This is a genomic window from Caulobacter sp. P4_E5 (genome assembly GCF_056401555.1).
The window spans coordinates 40,712-55,551 of the sequence record NZ_JBFUJD010000018.1; the positions used below are offsets into that span (position 1 = coordinate 40,712).

Below are 14,840 nucleotides of genomic sequence, written 5' to 3' on the forward strand. Positions count from 1 at the left end.
AAAGATCCTGAGGGGCCCGGAACGCAGACCAGCGTTCCGGGCCTTTTTCGTTTCAAGGCCCAGTTTCATGACCCCTCCTTCCGCCCACAAGACCAATCCCTACGCCGCCGGCGCGCGCGGCCTGTGCCCCCATTGTGGCGAGGGCTATCTGTTCGAGGGTTTCCTGAAGGTGGCCCCGCGCTGCGAGGCCTGCGGCTTCGAGCTGGGCAAGTACGAGACCGGCGACGGCGCGGCGACGTTCGTGATCCTGATCGCCGGATCCGTCTGCGCGTTCGGGGCGCTGTTTTCGATGTTCGCTTGGAACTGGCCGGTCTGGCTGCTGCTGCTGGTCTGGCTGCCGGCGGTGCTGGTCATCAGCCTGGGCCTGATGCGGCCGGCCAAGGGCCTGATGGTCGCCGCCCAGGTGGCGCAGAAGGCCTCCGAGGCGGGGCGAAGCGATGTCTGAGGCCCGGCTGGCCAAACCCGGCTTTCCGATCGGCCTGACGATCGCCACGGGGATTTCCTTCGCGATCCTCTGCGGCCTGGGAGGCTGGCAGGTCCAGCGGCTGCGCTGGAAGCAGGACCTGCTGGCCAGGATCGAGACCCTGAAGACCGCGCCAGCCGCGCCGCTGGCCAGCGTGCTGACCGCCGGCGCCAAGCCCGAGGCCCTGGCCTGGACCCGCGTCAGCGTCGACTGCGCCGCAGTGCCCGGCGCGCCGCTGCCCCTGGTCTACGGCGTCCGCGACGGCGACATAGTCTGGCGGGCTCAAGCGCCGTGCGGGATCTCCGCCGGCCCCTACGACATGGTCTTGGTCGATCGTGGCGTCGTCTCGGGCCTGACCGGCCAGGTCAGCGCGCCGGACAAGGCTTTCGACGCGCCGCGCCAGGTCACGGGCGTGCTGATGCCCATCGCTCAGCTGGGCGGCGATCGCGCCGAGATCCTGAGCCGTTTCCCGGGCCGCAAGCCTGCGCCGCTGGTGCTGATGGCCGAACGCGAGACGCCCGCGCCGGCCGGAATCACCCCCGCGCCGCTGCCGGCAGAAATTTCCAATCGGCACCTGGAATACGCTCTGACGTGGTTCGGTCTTGCCGTAACCCTGCTGTTTATCTATGCCGCCATGCTCTGGCGGAGATTGAGACCCTGATGCGCTACGTGTCGACCCGCGGCCAGTCCGCGTCCATCGGCTTCCTGGATGYGGTGCTGGCCGGCCTGGCCCCCGACGGCGGCCTGTACGTGCCCTTCGAGTGGCCCAGCTTCTCGGCCAAGGAGATCGCGAGCTTCAGGGGCAAGCCCTACGCCCAAGTGGCCGCCGCCGTGGTCGGCAAGTTCGTCGGCGACGACATCCCGGCCGACGACCTGGCCCATATGTGCGAGGAGGCCTATGCCAGCTTCGCCCACACGGCCGTCGTCCCGCTGAAGCAGCTGGGCCCTAACCGCTATCTGCTGGAGCTGTTCCACGGCCCGACCCTGGCGTTCAAGGACGTGGCCATGCAGCTGCTGGGCCGCCTCTACGACTATGTGCTCGAGCGCCAGTCGCGGAAGATGACCATCATCTGCGCCACCTCCGGCGACACCGGCGGCGCGGCCGTCGAGGCGTTCCGGGGCCGCAAGAACRCCCGCATCGTCGCCCTCTTCCCGGAAGGCCGCATCAGCGAGGTGCAGCGCCGGTTCATGACCACCGCAGCCGACAGCAACGTGGCCTGCATCTCGATCCAGGGCTCGTTCGACGACTGCCAGCACATCGTCAAGTCGGCGTTCCAGGACGACCAGTTCCGCCACGCCGTCGACCTGTCGGGCGTCAACTCGATCAACTGGGCCCGGATCGCGGCCCAGAGCGTCTATTACTTCACCGCGGCTGTGGCGCTCGGCGCCCCGGAACGCGAAGTGGCCTTCGTGGTGCCGACCGGCAACTTCGGCGACGCCTACGCCGCCTTCGTGGCCAAGAAGCTGGGCCTGCCGATCCATTCGGTGACCGCCGCCACCAACTCCAACGACATCCTGGCCCGCGCTTTCGAAGACGGCCGCTATGCGCGCGGCGCCGTGGCCGCGACCCAGAGCCCAGCCATGGACATCCAGGTGGCCAGCAATTTCGAGCGCCTGTATTTCGAGGCCGTCCGCCGCGACGGGGTCGAGACCGGCCGCGCCTTCCGCGCCTTCGCCGACACGGGCCTGCTGGACATCCCGCCCGGCGCCCACGGCTGGATGCGCGAGCTGTTCCGAGGCGTCAGCGTCAGCGAGGCCGACACCGCCAAGACCATGCTGGCCACGCTGAACGAGACTGGCGAGGTCGTCGATCCGCACACCGCCGTCGGCCTGGCCGCCGCCGCGGGTGTCCGCGTCGATCCGTCGATCCCGGTGGTGGTGCTGTCGACCGCCCATCCGGCCAAGTTCCCCGAAGCCGTTCAGGCGGCCACCGGCCTCTTGCCCTCGACCCCGCGCGCCACGCCGGACCTCTCGAAGAAGCCGGAGAAGTTCGAGCGCCTGCCCGCCGACGGCTCGTCGGTGAAGGCGTTCGTGCGGACGTTCGTGGCCAATACTTGAGCGAAAGCTGGCGTCTAGGCGCGCGAGCGCCTAGATACCGCGGCTCATGACAGCTTCTTTCCGCACCCTCCCCAATGGCGTCCGCGTCGTCTGCGACCCGATGCCGGGCCTTGAAACCCTGGCCCTGACCGTGGTGGCGGGACGCGGAGCGGCCTACGAGGACCCGGCCCGGTCGGGCTGGTCGCACCTGCTGGAGCACATGGTGTTCAAGGGCGCGGGTTCGCGCTCGGCCCGCGACATCGTCGAGGTGATCGAGAGCGAGGGCGGCTCGATCAACGCCGCCACCGGCTATGAGCGCACCAGCTTCCAGGTCCGGGCGCTGAAGGGCGGCCTGGATCTGGGCATGGACGTCATCGCCGACCTGGTGCGCCGTCCCACCCTGGATCCCGCCGACCTGGCCCGCGAGAAGCAGGTCGTCGCCCAGGAGATCGCCGAGGCCGCCGACGCGCCCGACGACTACGTCTTCGACCTGATCCAGCGCGCGACCTGGGGCGACCATCCGGTGGGCCGACCGATCCTGGGCAGCGACGCGACCGTCGAGGCCGCCACGGTCGAGGCCCTGTCCGACTGGCGCGCCGCCCTCTACGCCGCCGACCGCCTGGTGGTCAGCGCCACCGGCGCGGTCGACGAGGCCGAGCTGATGGCCGCCGCCGAGCGCGCGTTCGGCGACCTGCCCGCCACACGAGGCGCCAGCGTTCCCGCGCCGGCGAGCTTTGTCGGCGGTCCGGAGGCCGAGGTCCGCAAGCTGGAGCAGGCGCACCTGGTGTTCATGCTGCCGGCCTGCGGCTCGCGCGAGGACGACTATTTCGCCCTGCGGATCTTCGCCGAGTGCCTGGGCGGCGGCATGTCCTCGCGCCTGTTCCAGGAAGCCCGCGAGAAGCGCGGCCTCGCCTACAATATCGACGCCTATGCCGACACCTATGCCGACCACGGGACGCTGGGCATCTATGCCGGCTGCGCGGCCGGCGACGCGGTCGAGACCGCCAAGGTCTGCGCGGCCGAGGTCGCCAAGCTGATCGAGCGGATCGACGACGCCGAGCTGGCCCGCGCCAAGGCCCAGTTGAAGGCCCACACCTTCATGGCCCGCGAGCAGCCGCTGTCGCGCGCCGAGCAGGGCGCGGGTCAGGTGCTGCTGTTCGATCGCCTGTATCCGGCGGCCGAGCTGGCCGCCGAGGTCGACGCGGTGACCCCGGCCGACGTTGCCCGCCTCGGACAGCGCCTGCTGGCCAAAGGCCGCGCCGCCACGGCCGTGCTCGGAGCCAAGTCGGCGCTGAAGGCCGGCGAAGCGTTCGACAAGGCGTTGTTCTCCTAGAGCGCGCTTGGCGCGCTCGGCGTATTTGAGTTTGACCGGGTCCAGATATTCATCTGGACCCGACGCGTCCTGACGTCGGAAGGTGGTTCAAGTGATCGATTCAGAGCCGTCGACTTGTCCGCCCTACTGCCGTTCCTAAAAACCCGACCCCGCCTGAAGCTGGAGGGGCGCGCGGTCTATCTGCGGCCGCCGCGTCCGCACGACCATCGCGCCTGGGCCGCGCTGCGCGCCAAGTCGCGAGGCTTTCTGGAGCCCTGGGAGCCGACTTGGCCCGAGCACGACCTGACCCGGGCGGCCTTCCGCGCCCGCCTATCGGCCTATGCCCGCGAACTGGAGCTAGGCGAGGCCTATCCGTTCTTCATCTTCCGCCGCGCCGACGACGCCCTGATCGGTGCGGTGCGGCTTTTTCACGTGCGGCGTGGTGTCGCCCAGACCGGATCGATCGGCTACTGGATCGGCCAGCCCTATGTTCGGCAAGGTCACATGGCCGACGCCGTCGAAACGCTGATCCGCTTTGCTTTCAAGGGCCTGGGCCTTCACAGACTTGAAGCCGCCTGCATGCCGGAAAACCACGCCTCGGCCGCGCTTTTACAGAAATGCGGGTTTTTGGAGGAAGGATACGCCCCCGCTTATTTGAAAATTAACGGCGGTTGGAGAGATCATCGTCTGTTCGGCATGGTCGCGCCCGATTGAGCGCAGGAGATCATGTCGGCAAGTCGGGATGGGCATGTCTTTTCGGACCAGTGAGCGACGGATCTGGGATACCACCGCCACGCTTGAAGCGTTGGGCGGGGCCGACGTCGCCCTGTGGATCTGGGAACCGGAAGCCGACCGCCTGCGCCTGAACGGCGCGGCGCGGGCTCTCGGCTTGGGTCCGCTGGCGCCCGAATGTTCGTCCGCCGCCTTCCGGGCGCTGGCCCTGCCGCAGGACCGCGCCCAGGCCGAGGAAGTGCTCAAGACCCGCGCGCCCGGTTCCGAGGTCGTCGCCCGCTTCCGCGTTCGCGGCGGCGAGATCTGCCTTTGGCGGGGCGTCTGGCTGGAGGAGGGCGTCCGCGCCGCCGGCGTCGTCGCCCCCGAAACGAAATTCACCGCCTCCGAGCGCTGCGAGCTTACGGGCCTCTTGGACCGCCGCAGCTTCGTGGCCCGCGCCCGCGAGCGCCTGGGCCAGGAGGGCGTGCACGAACTGGTCGTCGCYGACCTGGACCGCCTGCGCCGCCTGAACGAGGCCCTGGGCCACGAGCGCGCCGACCTGGTTTTGGCCGCCCTGGGCTCGCGCCTGGCCGCCGCCTTCCCGGCTGACGCCCTGCTGGGCCGCATCGGCGAGGACGAGTTCGCCGTGCTGTGCGAGCCCAAGGGCTATGAGCCGGCCGAGATGCTGCGCACCGCGCTGGAACAGCCGCTGCGCATCGCCGGTTTCGACATCCACCCGACTCTGTCGGTCGGCGCGGTCTCGGCCGAGGGCGGCCTGGACGCGCCCGACGCCTGCGAACTGCTGCGCCGCGCCGAACTGGCCGTCGAGGCGGCTTCGGCCGCGGGTCGAGGCGGGGCCGCCGCCTATGGCCGCTCGATGGAGACTGACGGCCTCTCGCGCCTGGCCTTGGAGGCCGACCTGCGCGGCGCCATCGGCCGCGGCGAGATCACCCCCTATTTCCAGCCGGTCGTGCGCCTGTCGACCGGCGCGCTGTCGGGCTTCGAGGCCCTGGCCCGCTGGATCCACCCGCGCCGGGGCATGCTGCCGCCCGACGAGTTCCTGCCGCTGATCGAAGAGATGGGGCTGATGAGCGAGCTGGGCGCGCACATGATGCACACCGCCGCCAGGCAGCTGGCCGCCTGGCGCGACGCGCACCCGGCGATGGGCGCCCTGACCGTCAGCGTCAACCTGTCGACCGGCGAGATCGATCGCCCGGGCCTGGTGACCGACGTCGCCGAGACTCTGCGCGTCAACCGCCTGCCGCGCGGCGCCCTGAAGCTGGAAGTCACCGAGAGCGACATCATGCGCGACCCCGAGCGGGCCGCCATGATCCTCAAGACCCTGCGCGAGGCCGGGGCCGGCCTGGCGCTGGACGATTTCGGCACCGGCTTCTCGTCGCTGTCGTACCTGACGCGCCTGCCGTTCGACACGCTGAAGATCGACCGCTACTTCGTGCGCACCATGGGTGGCAACGCCGGCTCGGCCAAGATCGTCCGCTCGGTCGTCAAGCTGGGCCAGGACCTCGACCTCGAGGTGGTGGCCGAAGGCGTCGAGAACGCCGAGATGGCTCGCGCCCTGCAGTCGCTGGGCTGCGACTACGGCCAGGGCTTCGGCTACGCGCCGGCCCTGTCGCCGCAGGAAGCCGAAGTCTATCTGAATGAAGCCTATGTCGACGGCGCCGCGCCAGTGAAGGCGCGGGGGTAGGTTTTCGCCTCCCCCTCTGGGGGCGCTGCGGCGCTACCCCGCCAGCGTTTCCAGGAACCGCACCGGCTCGCCACGCCCTTCGGCGACGATCTCGTCGTCGCGCATCACCACGACCCCCCGCACGATCGTCGCCTTGGGCCAGGCCTTGGCCTCGAAGCCGTCGAACGGGGTCCAGCCCGAGCGGGTGGCCATCCAGTCGTGGGTGATGGTCCGCCGGGCCTTCATGTCGACGATGGTGAAGTCGGCGTCGAAGCCCTCGGCGATGCGGCCCTTGTCGGCCAGTCCGAACACGCGGTTGACGCCATGGCTGGTCAGGTCGACGAAGCGCTCCAGGCTTAGCCGGCCATCCACCACATGGGTCAGCATGATCGGCACCAGGGTCTGGACACCAGGCATGCCCGAGGGCGAGGCGGGATAGGGGCGGGCCTTTTCCTCGCGAGTGTGCGGGGCGTGGTCGGAGCCGAGGACATCGGCGATGCCAGCCTCGATGCCGCGCCAGACCCCAGCCACGTGGTCGGCCGAGCGGATCGGCGGGTTCATCTGGGCGAAGCCCTTCAGGCGCTCATAGGCCTCGGGCGCGACCAGGGTCAGGTGCTGGGGCGTGACCTCGACGCTGGCGACGTCCTTGTTCTGGGCCAGGAAGTCGATCTCTTCCTTGGTGGTCACGTGCAGCACATGGATGCGCTTGCCCAGGCGCTTGGCGATGCCGACCAGGCGGTGGGTCGACTGCAGGGCGGCCTGGGCGTCGCGCACCTCGGGGTGACTGGTCCAGTCGCCGGGACGGGCGAGGCTGCGGCGCTCGGCCAGGCGGTACTCGTCCTCGGAGTGGAACGCCGCGCGGCGGTTGACGTGGCGCAGCACGTTCTCGACGCCCTCGTCGTCCTGGACCAGCAGCGAGCCGGTCGAGGCGCCCATGAACACCTTGATGCCGCAGCAGCCCGGCAGGCGCTCCAGCTCGCCCAGGAAATTGGCGTTCTCGTGGGTGCCGCCGACATAGAAGGCGTGGTCGGTGTGCATCCGGTTCTTGGCGCGGGCGAGCTTGTCGGCCAGGGCCTCGGGATCGGTGGTGGTCGGCTCGGTGTTGGGCATCTCGAATACGGCGACCACGCCGCCCAGGGCCGCGCCGCGCGAGCCGCTCTCGAGGTCTTCCTTCCACTCCAGGCCCGGCTCGCGGAAGTGGACCTGGCTGTCGATCACGCCCGGCAGCACGGTCAGGCCGGTGGCGTCGAACACCTCGCCGGCGCTGGCCTGGGACAGGTCGCCGATCGCGACGATCTTACCACCGCGCACGCCGATGTCGGTGAAACCGCGGCCCGCGTGATTGACTACCTCGCCGCCGCGGACGATCAGGTCGAAGGTCTGGGTCATGGGACGGCTCCTGGGTGGGGTGAGGGCGGTCGTAGATCGGAATAGGGACACCGCCTAGCCCATGGCTGCGGCGAGCTCAAATATCTGTGCAAGCCGGAGGTGACAGTCACCTGCGGTCTTGACCCATAAGGGGCGGCATGGATGATGAAGGTGCTGGTCACCTGGACGATAGCGTCAACTACCGCCCAGGCTACCTCAGCGCTTGAATCTAGCCGCAGCGACTGCCAAGGCGACAGCGGCTAGAACCAAAAGGCCGGGGATCGTGATGGTGACATCCATCATCGGGGTCTCCGGTTCGGCGGAACAATTCCGCAACGCGACGCTACCCCAATCACACGCCTGGAAAAGCGGACATACGTCCCTCACATTACGATGAACGGGGATATTCTGTGTATGTTCTCATTCTGTTCCGGGGTAAAGTCGAACGAAGTTAGCAACTTCGCCAAATCCGAGCCCTGTTGTGGGCAATGTTAGCGGTTCGAACAGGCCCAGATCTGGCAAGAGCGACTGATTCTTTGGTCGCTATCTGACTGTTGCCTCACTGACGTCCTCAGACGTGGCGTCCTCTGCCTGCCCACTAGGGCCGACAGCTTCTCTCTCTTCGGCAATAGCCTTTTCGACGATTGCTTCCTGCGGCGAGGTCTCTTCTGCGATCTCAATGAACGCCTCGACAGCGTCCTCCGACGGCGGAGCCTCCTCGGCGCCGACGGCTTCGTCGGCGATCGCCTCGGCGACCACCGCTTCCTCCGGCGAGATCTCGGCGCTGGGCTCGGTGCGGCTCAGCAGAGCCTTGGCCGCCTTGACCACCGTGGCCACCGGCAGGTCGCTCATGTGGCGGATGGCCTGGGTCAGGTCGGGATCGATGGCCAGGAACTGGTCGAAGGTGCGGGGGCCGCGCACCGCCACGGTGTTGTCGCCCCAGGGGCCATAGCGGCGCTCGTCCGAGGGCCCGAACAGGCCGATGGTCGGGGCGCCGGCGGCGGCGGCGATGTGCATCAGGCCCGAGTCGTTGCCGATGAACAGCCGCGCCCGCCGCAGGCAGGCATAGGCGGTCAAGAGATCCACCTTGCCGGTCAGGTCGATGGTCCGGCCGCGCGCCGAAGCCATGCGCAGCTCCTCGACCATGCGAGTGTCCTCGGGACCGCCCAGGATCAGCAGGCGTCCACCCGCCATCGGGCCGTCCTTGCCCAAGAGCTGGGACGCGGTCTGGGTGAAGCGCTCGATCGGCCAGACCTTGCCGATCCAGTTCGAGGCCGGGCCCATGGCCAGGATGGGCCCGCCGTCACCCAGCAACTCGTCGGCCAAGGCCTGGACCTCGGGCGTGATGTAGAGGTGCGGCGCGGGCGGATCGCCCTCCAGCTTCAAGGTGCGGGCGGCGTCGACCACCTTGTGCACGACCTCGCCGGGCAGCTTCTTCCAGATCGCCCGCTTCTCGCGACGCAGGAACAGGGCCGTGGCCGAGCCGCGCAGGTCGACGATCAGGCTCCACTTCTTGTGGCGCACCTGGCGCCAGAGCTTGAACCAGTGGCCTTTGCCCTTGCCCTTCTCCATCACGATGACCCGGTCCAGCCCGGGCACGTGGGCGAACAGCGGCGCGGCCAGGGGGCCGGAGACGATCGTGAAGCGAGCGTTGGGGATTTGATCAGAGAGAAGTTTGATCAGGCCGGACGACAGCACCGCGTCACCGATGCGCGTCGCCGTGATGAAGAGAATCGGGAAGGCCCGCTGTGTCATCGGTCCATCTATAGGCCGGTCGGTGAGTCGGCGCATCCCACGTTAACAGTTGAGCTTTCGCCTTTCGGGGGACTGGTGCGGACGCCTCGTCGGCGCCACATCTGCGGGCATGAGTTCACCCCCCGCCCCCTTGGCCGTCGCCCACCTCGCGTCTCGCGCCGTCATCACCGTCTCTGGCCCCGACTGGCGAAGCTTTCTGCAAGGCCTGCTGACCCAGGACGTCGAGACCCTCGCGCCCGGCGAGCTGCGGTTCGCGGGCCTGCTGACGCCGCAGGGCAAGCTGCTCTACGACCTGTTCGTGGCCGGAACAGCGGACGGCGCCCTGCTGGACGTGGCGGCCGAGCACCGGGCGGCGATCCTGACGCGCCTGACCATGTACCGCCTGCGGGCCAAGGCGGAGCTGATGGCCAGCGACACGCCGGTCTTCGCCGTGTTCAGCGGCGAGAATCCCTCGGGCGAGGGCCTCTACGCCGATCCGCGCCTGCCGGCCCTGGGTGCGCGGGCCTATGGCGAGCGCGCGGCCACGGTTGGCGAGGACGCCTACGAGGCTCACCGCCTGGCGCTGGGCGTGCCCGGTCCCGCCGACTGGGGCAGCGAGGCGACCTACCCGATCGAGGCCGATTTCGACCTGCTGGCCGGGATCGACTTCAAGAAGGGCTGCTTCGTCGGCCAGGAGACGACCAGCCGCATGAAGCGGCGGGGGACGATCAAGACCCGCATGCTGCCGATCGCCTTCGAGGGTCCGCCGCCGGCGTTCGGGGCCGAGGTGCTGGCCGGAACCCTGCGGGCCGGCGAGGTGCTGAGCGGCCGCGATGGCCGGGCGATGGCCCTGCTGCGCCTCGACCGCATCGAGGGCGCGGCCCTGACCGTCGACGGCCGCGCGGTTCGGGTGGAGCATCCGGACTGGCTGCCGAAAACCTGAGATTGCGGTCCGCTTCGAAGCGGAGCACATGCTTTGGCAAAACAGCGGGCGCCAATAGGGCGGCCGACCAAGAGTTAGGGGCAATCCAAATGAACCGTCGTGAAATCCTGGGCGCGGGCGCCTTGCTGGCCGCCGCGACCATCGCCGGACCGGTGCTGGCGGGCGACGCCGAGCGCTTCACCGTCGAGGTCCGGGGCAAGGGCCCGGACGTGATCCTGATCCCCGGCCTGTCGTCGTCGCGCGAGATCTGGGAACCGACCGCCAAGGCGCTGGAGGGCCGCTATCGGGTTCACCTGGTCCAGGTCGCGGGCTTCGCGGGCGCGCCGACCGCCGGCAACGCCGAGGGCAAGGTCGCCGCGGGCGTGGCCGAGGGTCTGGCCGGCTACATCCAGGCCAAGGGCCTCAAGAAGCCAGCGGTGATCGGCCACTCGATGGGCGGTACGATGGGCATGATGCTGGCCGCGCGCCACCCCGACCTGGTCGGCAAGCTGATGGTCGTCGACATGTTCCCGAACCTGGCCGTGGCCTTCTTCGGCCCGACCGCGACGCCTGAGGCCATCGCCAAGAACGCGGCCATGTTCCGCCAGCGGATCGAAGGCGCGCCGCAGGAGCAGTTCGTCGCTCAGCAGACCCAGACCATCACGACCATGGTGCTGACCGAGAGCGCCCGTCCGGCCATCGTCGGCCATGCCCTGGCCAGCGACCGCAAGGTGGCGGGCCGGTCGATGGAGGAGCTGCTGACCACCGACCTCTCGCCGGAACTGCCGAAGATCACGGCCCCGACCACGGTGCTGTGGGCCTGGAACAAGGCCAGCCCGGCCCCGGCCGCCGTGTTCGGTGGCTGGTACCAGGCGGCCTACGCGCCGCTGAAGGGCGCCAAGGTCGTCCGCATCGATGACAGCGCCCACTTCATCATGGTGGATCAGCCGGCCAAGTTCCTGACCGAGGTCGAGACCTTCCTGGCCGGCTGAAACTAGCTAGCCGCTAGGATCCGCACACAATTGCGGTTTCTTGGCTTTCCATAGATTCAAACTCGTAAACCCGTGTCATCCCGGAAGCGCCGCAGGCGCTGTCCGGGACCCAGGGGGTGCGTGAATGCCGTGCGCGCCGCCCCTGGTTCCCGGCTCTACGCTGCGCTTCGGCCGGGATGACACGGAATAGCTTACTGCTTGTCCAAATCGGATCAGCTAGCGGCAGCTGCCGTAGCGGTCCGGGGAAGCGCCCGGGCCGCCGCGCCAGCCGGGTGGGTTCTCCCAATTCGTGCCGGGGCCGCCGCGCGGGCCGGGCGGGTTGTCGTCGCGGTCGAACCAGCACTTGGCCCGCTGGTCCCACCAGCCGTAGCGCGGGTGGTAATAGCCGTAGGCGCGGTTGTAGTAGTAGCCGTCGCGATAGCGGAACTCGACCCGCTTGCCTTGCCCGCGATAGTAGCGGCGATCGGGCGAGGCGCCGGGACCGCCGCGCCAGCCCGGCGGGTTTTCCCAGTTCGTGCCGGGCCCGCCGCGCGGGCCGGGCGGGTTGTTGTCGCGGTCATGATGGCGTTGGGCCAGGACCGGTGTCGCGGTCACGGCGGCCGTGGCCAGGGCCAATACCGCCAGGGTTTTGAGGCGCTTCATCCGCGTCTCCTTCCGTTGTTCTTGTCCCTCGGGCCTATCAACGCCCGAGACGGGGATTCCCGTCGCGTGGCGATCCATGTTCCTGAAAAGTTCTAGCCTTGCGAAGCGACTCTGCTAGCTTCGCGGCATGACCGAGATCACCCGCTGCACCTGGAAAGGCATGAACGGCGATCCGTTCTACGAGGCCTATCACGACCACGAGTGGGGCGTGCCCGAATGGGACTCCCGCGCCCTCTGGGAAAAGCTGGTCCTGGACGGGTTCCAGGCCGGGCTGTCGTGGATCACCATCCTGCGCAAGCGCGAAGCCTTCCGCGCCGCCTTCGCCGACTTCGACCCGGAAAAGGTCGCGCGCTTCGACGAGACCGACCGCGCCCGGCTGATGGCCGACGCCGGCATCATCCGCTCGAACGGCAAGATCGACGCGGCGATCTCGGGCGCGCGGATCTATTTGGACATGCGCGAGCGCGGCGAGGATTTCGGGACGTTCCTGTGGGAGATGGTCGGCGACGCGCCGATCCAGAACCAGTGGCGGGCGGGCGAGGTCCCGGCCGAAACGCCGCTGGCGGTCCAGATGTCCAAGGCCCTGAAGGCCAAGGGTTTCAAGTTCTGCGGCCCGGTGATCGTCTACGCCTTCATGCAGGCCACCGGCCTGGTCAACGACCACCTGGTGACCTGCTTCCGCCACGAGCAATGCAAGGCGATGGCGAAGCGGCCGGGTTGACCGCCCGCATGACCCTGGCGCGCCTCTAGACCCAATGAGCGACTGAAGAGGCTAAGAGAAATCAAAACTCCAAACCCTTGTCATCCCGGACGGCCTGAAAGGCCGATCCGGGACCCAGGGGCCAAGCGCACTGCGATGGCCCCTGGATCCCGGCTCTCCGCTTCGCTGCGGCCGGGATGACGAGGGCGTTGTTCAGTGGAGTATCCTAAAGCCCCGAGGGGAACATGTCGTCTTCGCCGCTTCCCGATCTGGCGGCCGTCGACGTGACGGCGCGGGTTTCGTCGAACCAGACATAGGCGTCGAACTGCCGAGGCAGGGAGCAGGCCGAATAGTGGCTCCAGCGTTCGGTCTCCGGGCGATAGATCACGCCGATGAACCGCTCGAGCCGGGGCTCCAGGAGCCGGTAGCGCAGGTCAGGGCGGCGGCCCTCGCGCAGGTCGAGCAGGAACCGGCCCACGCCGCTGTCGTGCGCCAGGCGCTCGTAGCTTTCGGGCAGGGCTGGGCGGATGCGTTTTTCCTCCAGTGGCCCGTCCCAGTCGCTGGCGCAGGCCACCGTGCCGGTGTTCGTGCCGAAGCCGATCAGGGCGGCCGCGTCGCCGAACCGCTCGCGGCACAGCTGGCCGATGTTGAGCTCGCCGCGCGACAGACCCATGTCGGTCTTGGAAGCGTCGCCGACGTGGGAATTGTGGGCCCAGACCACGGCCTTGGCGTTCGGTCCCTTGGCTTGCAGAACCGCTTCCAGCGTCTCGAACATGTGCGTGTCGCGCAGGTTCCAGCTGTCGGCCGCGCCATAGTACAGAGCCCGATAATAGGCCTCGGCGTTCTTGACCAGGCGAGCGTTGGCGGTGGCGTCGAGGAAGTCGTCGCCATCGTGGGCGGCGTAGTCGAGCCGTCGGCGCAGCAGGTCGACCAGGGTCTTGACCACGGCGGCCTCGCACCGCGCATAGCCCGCGCTGCGCGCCATGCGGCCATAGGCCTGGGGCTCGTGCGCCCACGGCGTCAGACAGCCGTAGCGCTCGCGGGCGATCGCCGCGGCGGCCGGGTCGACACGATCGAGATAGTCCAGAACCGCGCGGAGCGAGGCCGACAGATTGTAGAGGTCCAGGCCATGGATCCGGACCCGGTCGGTCTCCGGGAGGCCGGCGTTCCAGAGGGTCAGCCAGGCGGTGAAATCCTCGAACTCTTGATTGCGCCACATCCAGGTCGGAAAGCGCTGAAAGGGCGGTTCGGCGTCCAGGCGAGCCGGTCGATCGCGCACCTGCCGATCCACGACAGCGACGTCGGGCCAGTCGGCCTCCAGCGCCACGATGGAAAAACCGTGGGCCTCGACCAGTCGCCGGGTGATCGCCGCGCGGGCGCGGTAGAACTCCGAGGTGCCGTGGCTGGCCTCGCCCAGCAGCACCACCCGCTTGTCGGCGAATCGATCGAACAGGGCGCCGAAGGCGGGATCGTCCAGGTCGGCCAACGGCTCGGCCGCCTCGGCGATCAGGCCCGCCGTCGTCCTGCCGGGCGCGGACGGCCGGAAGCTGCGCGCCTCGACAGAACGCTCCGCGGTGTCGGCGTCGCTCCAGCCATGCTCGCCGATCAGCGGAACGAAGGTGACGGCGCCCAGGTCGTCCCCCTCGAAGTGGTTGGCGCTGGTGCGGGTGATCTTGATCAGCCGCTGCTCGCTCCGGCGTTCGCCCACCGGCATGACGAGGCGTCCGCCCAGGTCCAGCTGATCCTTCAGCGCCTGGGGAATGGCCGGCCCGCCGGCGGCGACGAGGATAGCGTCGTAGGGGGCGGCGTCCGGCCAGCCGCGAGTGCCGTCGCCAAGATGCACCGCGACATTGGCCAGGGGAAACTGGGCCAGGCGTTCGCGTGCGGTCTGCGCCAAGGTCTCGTGGCGCTCGATCGTGTGAACCTGGTCGGCCAGGCGCGCCAGCACGGCGGCGGCGTAGCCCGACCCCGTCCCGATCTCCAGCACCCGGTCGCCCGGCTGGATCGTTGCGGCGGCCGCCATCAGGCCAACGATATAGGGCTGGGAGATCGTCTGACCGGCCTCGATCGGCAGGGGCGAGTCGTCATAGGCGAACTCGCGCAGGCCCTCGGGCACGAACAGTTCGCGCGGCGTCTCGCGCAGGGCCTCCAGCACCCGCTTGTCGCGCACGCCGCGCCGCGCGACCTGTCGCTGCACCATCCGTTCGCGGGCGTCTTCCAGGTCGATCATGGCTCTAGCGGGGCGCGATGGCGAGGCGCGCGAGGCTCGTCCTCG

Annotated in this window: 12 protein-coding genes and 2 pseudogenes; 9 read left to right on the forward strand and 5 right to left on the reverse strand. The window is 69.1% G+C overall.

Annotated features, from left to right (window positions below):
• The first annotated feature begins 67 nt into the window (after positions 1-67).
• The 6 genes from AC1DSO_RS08265 (at position 68) to AC1DSO_RS08290 (ending at position 6,228) form a co-directional block, all read left to right on the forward strand.
• Positions 68-445: a DUF983 domain-containing protein gene (locus AC1DSO_RS08265; protein ID WP_477068382.1), complete on the forward strand. Its 378-nt coding sequence runs from the start codon at positions 68-70 to the stop codon at positions 443-445.
• Positions 438-1,124, forward strand: coding sequence for an SURF1 family protein (locus AC1DSO_RS08270; protein ID WP_477068383.1), 687 nt, complete (start codon positions 438-440; stop codon positions 1,122-1,124). The genes AC1DSO_RS08265 and AC1DSO_RS08270 overlap by 8 nt, the downstream gene beginning before the upstream one ends.
• Complete coding sequence (gene thrC, locus AC1DSO_RS08275) at positions 1,124-2,521, forward strand: threonine synthase (protein WP_477068384.1); 1,398 nt, start codon at positions 1,124-1,126, stop codon at positions 2,519-2,521. Before AC1DSO_RS08270 ends, thrC begins: the two co-directional genes overlap by 1 nt.
• A gap of 46 nt (positions 2,522-2,567) precedes the next feature.
• Entirely contained in the window at positions 2,568-3,833 is a 1,266-nt protein-coding gene (locus AC1DSO_RS08280) for a M16 family metallopeptidase (protein ID WP_477068385.1), read from the forward strand.
• Positions 3,834-3,947: 114 nt separating this feature from the next.
• The gene (locus AC1DSO_RS08285; RefSeq protein ID WP_477068386.1) at positions 3,948-4,526 is read left to right on the forward strand and encodes a GNAT family N-acetyltransferase; all 579 of its coding nucleotides are present in this window, start codon (positions 3,948-3,950) and stop codon (positions 4,524-4,526) included.
• Positions 4,527-4,560: 34 nt separating this feature from the next.
• Complete coding sequence (locus tag AC1DSO_RS08290; RefSeq protein WP_477068387.1) at positions 4,561-6,228, forward strand: putative bifunctional diguanylate cyclase/phosphodiesterase; 1,668 nt, start codon at positions 4,561-4,563, stop codon at positions 6,226-6,228.
• Between the two features lie 33 nt (positions 6,229-6,261).
• Here the strand turns inward: AC1DSO_RS08290 and AC1DSO_RS08295 are convergent, their stop codons facing one another.
• Both AC1DSO_RS08295 and AC1DSO_RS08300 read right to left on the reverse strand, forming a co-directional pair.
• A complete protein-coding gene (locus AC1DSO_RS08295) occupies positions 6,262-7,596 on the reverse strand; it encodes a dihydroorotase (RefSeq protein ID WP_477068388.1) in 1,335 nt (444 codons plus the stop codon).
• Between the two features lie 621 nt (positions 7,597-8,217).
• A pseudogene (locus AC1DSO_RS08300) lies at positions 8,218-9,330 on the reverse strand (glycosyltransferase family 9 protein); the annotation flags it as partial.
• Between the two features lie 109 nt (positions 9,331-9,439).
• Here AC1DSO_RS08300 and ygfZ point away from each other — a divergent pair.
• Together ygfZ and AC1DSO_RS08310 are read left to right on the forward strand one after the other, a co-directional pair.
• On the forward strand, positions 9,440-10,252 hold the full coding sequence (gene ygfZ / locus AC1DSO_RS08305) for a CAF17-like 4Fe-4S cluster assembly/insertion protein YgfZ (RefSeq protein ID WP_477068389.1): 813 nt from the start codon (positions 9,440-9,442) through the stop codon (positions 10,250-10,252).
• Positions 10,253-10,341: 89 nt separating this feature from the next.
• Positions 10,342-11,223: an alpha/beta fold hydrolase gene (locus tag AC1DSO_RS08310; protein WP_477068390.1), complete on the forward strand. Its 882-nt coding sequence runs from the start codon at positions 10,342-10,344 to the stop codon at positions 11,221-11,223.
• Between the two features lie 216 nt (positions 11,224-11,439).
• On the opposite strand, the gene AC1DSO_RS08315 is transcribed toward AC1DSO_RS08310, so the two are convergent.
• A complete protein-coding gene (locus tag AC1DSO_RS08315; protein WP_477068391.1) occupies positions 11,440-11,865 on the reverse strand; it encodes a hypothetical protein in 426 nt (141 codons plus the stop codon).
• Positions 11,866-11,992: 127 nt separating this feature from the next.
• On the opposite strand from AC1DSO_RS08315, the gene AC1DSO_RS08320 reads away from it, so the two are divergent.
• Entirely contained in the window at positions 11,993-12,586 is a 594-nt protein-coding gene (locus AC1DSO_RS08320; RefSeq protein WP_477068392.1) for a DNA-3-methyladenine glycosylase I, read from the forward strand.
• Positions 12,587-12,647: 61 nt separating this feature from the next.
• Here the strand turns inward: AC1DSO_RS08320 and AC1DSO_RS08325 are convergent.
• A pseudogene (locus tag AC1DSO_RS08325) lies at positions 12,648-12,765 on the reverse strand (hypothetical protein); the annotation flags it as partial.
• 26 nt (positions 12,766-12,791) lie between these two features.
• Entirely contained in the window at positions 12,792-14,795 is a 2,004-nt protein-coding gene (locus AC1DSO_RS08330) for a protein-L-isoaspartate(D-aspartate) O-methyltransferase (protein ID WP_477068393.1), read from the reverse strand.
• Positions 14,796-14,840 lie beyond the last annotated feature (45 nt).

Coding starts and splice junctions, on each gene's coding strand:
- AC1DSO_RS08270 (WP_477068383.1), top strand. CDS start 438: ATGTCTGAGGCCCGGCTGGCCAAACCCGGCTTTCCGATCGGCCTGACG.
- AC1DSO_RS08330 (WP_477068393.1), bottom strand. CDS start 14,795: ATGATCGACCTGGAAGACGCCCGCGAACGGATGGTGCAGCGACAGGTC.
- AC1DSO_RS08265 (WP_477068382.1), top strand. CDS start 68: ATGACCCCTCCTTCCGCCCACAAGACCAATCCCTACGCCGCCGGCGCG.
- AC1DSO_RS08315 (WP_477068391.1), bottom strand. CDS start 11,865: ATGAAGCGCCTCAAAACCCTGGCGGTATTGGCCCTGGCCACGGCCGCC.
- AC1DSO_RS08310 (WP_477068390.1), top strand. CDS start 10,342: ATGAACCGTCGTGAAATCCTGGGCGCGGGCGCCTTGCTGGCCGCCGCG.
- AC1DSO_RS08280 (WP_477068385.1), top strand. CDS start 2,568: ATGACAGCTTCTTTCCGCACCCTCCCCAATGGCGTCCGCGTCGTCTGC.
- ygfZ (WP_477068389.1), top strand. CDS start 9,440: ATGAGTTCACCCCCCGCCCCCTTGGCCGTCGCCCACCTCGCGTCTCGC.
- AC1DSO_RS08295 (WP_477068388.1), bottom strand. CDS start 7,596: ATGACCCAGACCTTCGACCTGATCGTCCGCGGCGGCGAGGTAGTCAAT.
- AC1DSO_RS08320 (WP_477068392.1), top strand. CDS start 11,993: ATGACCGAGATCACCCGCTGCACCTGGAAAGGCATGAACGGCGATCCG.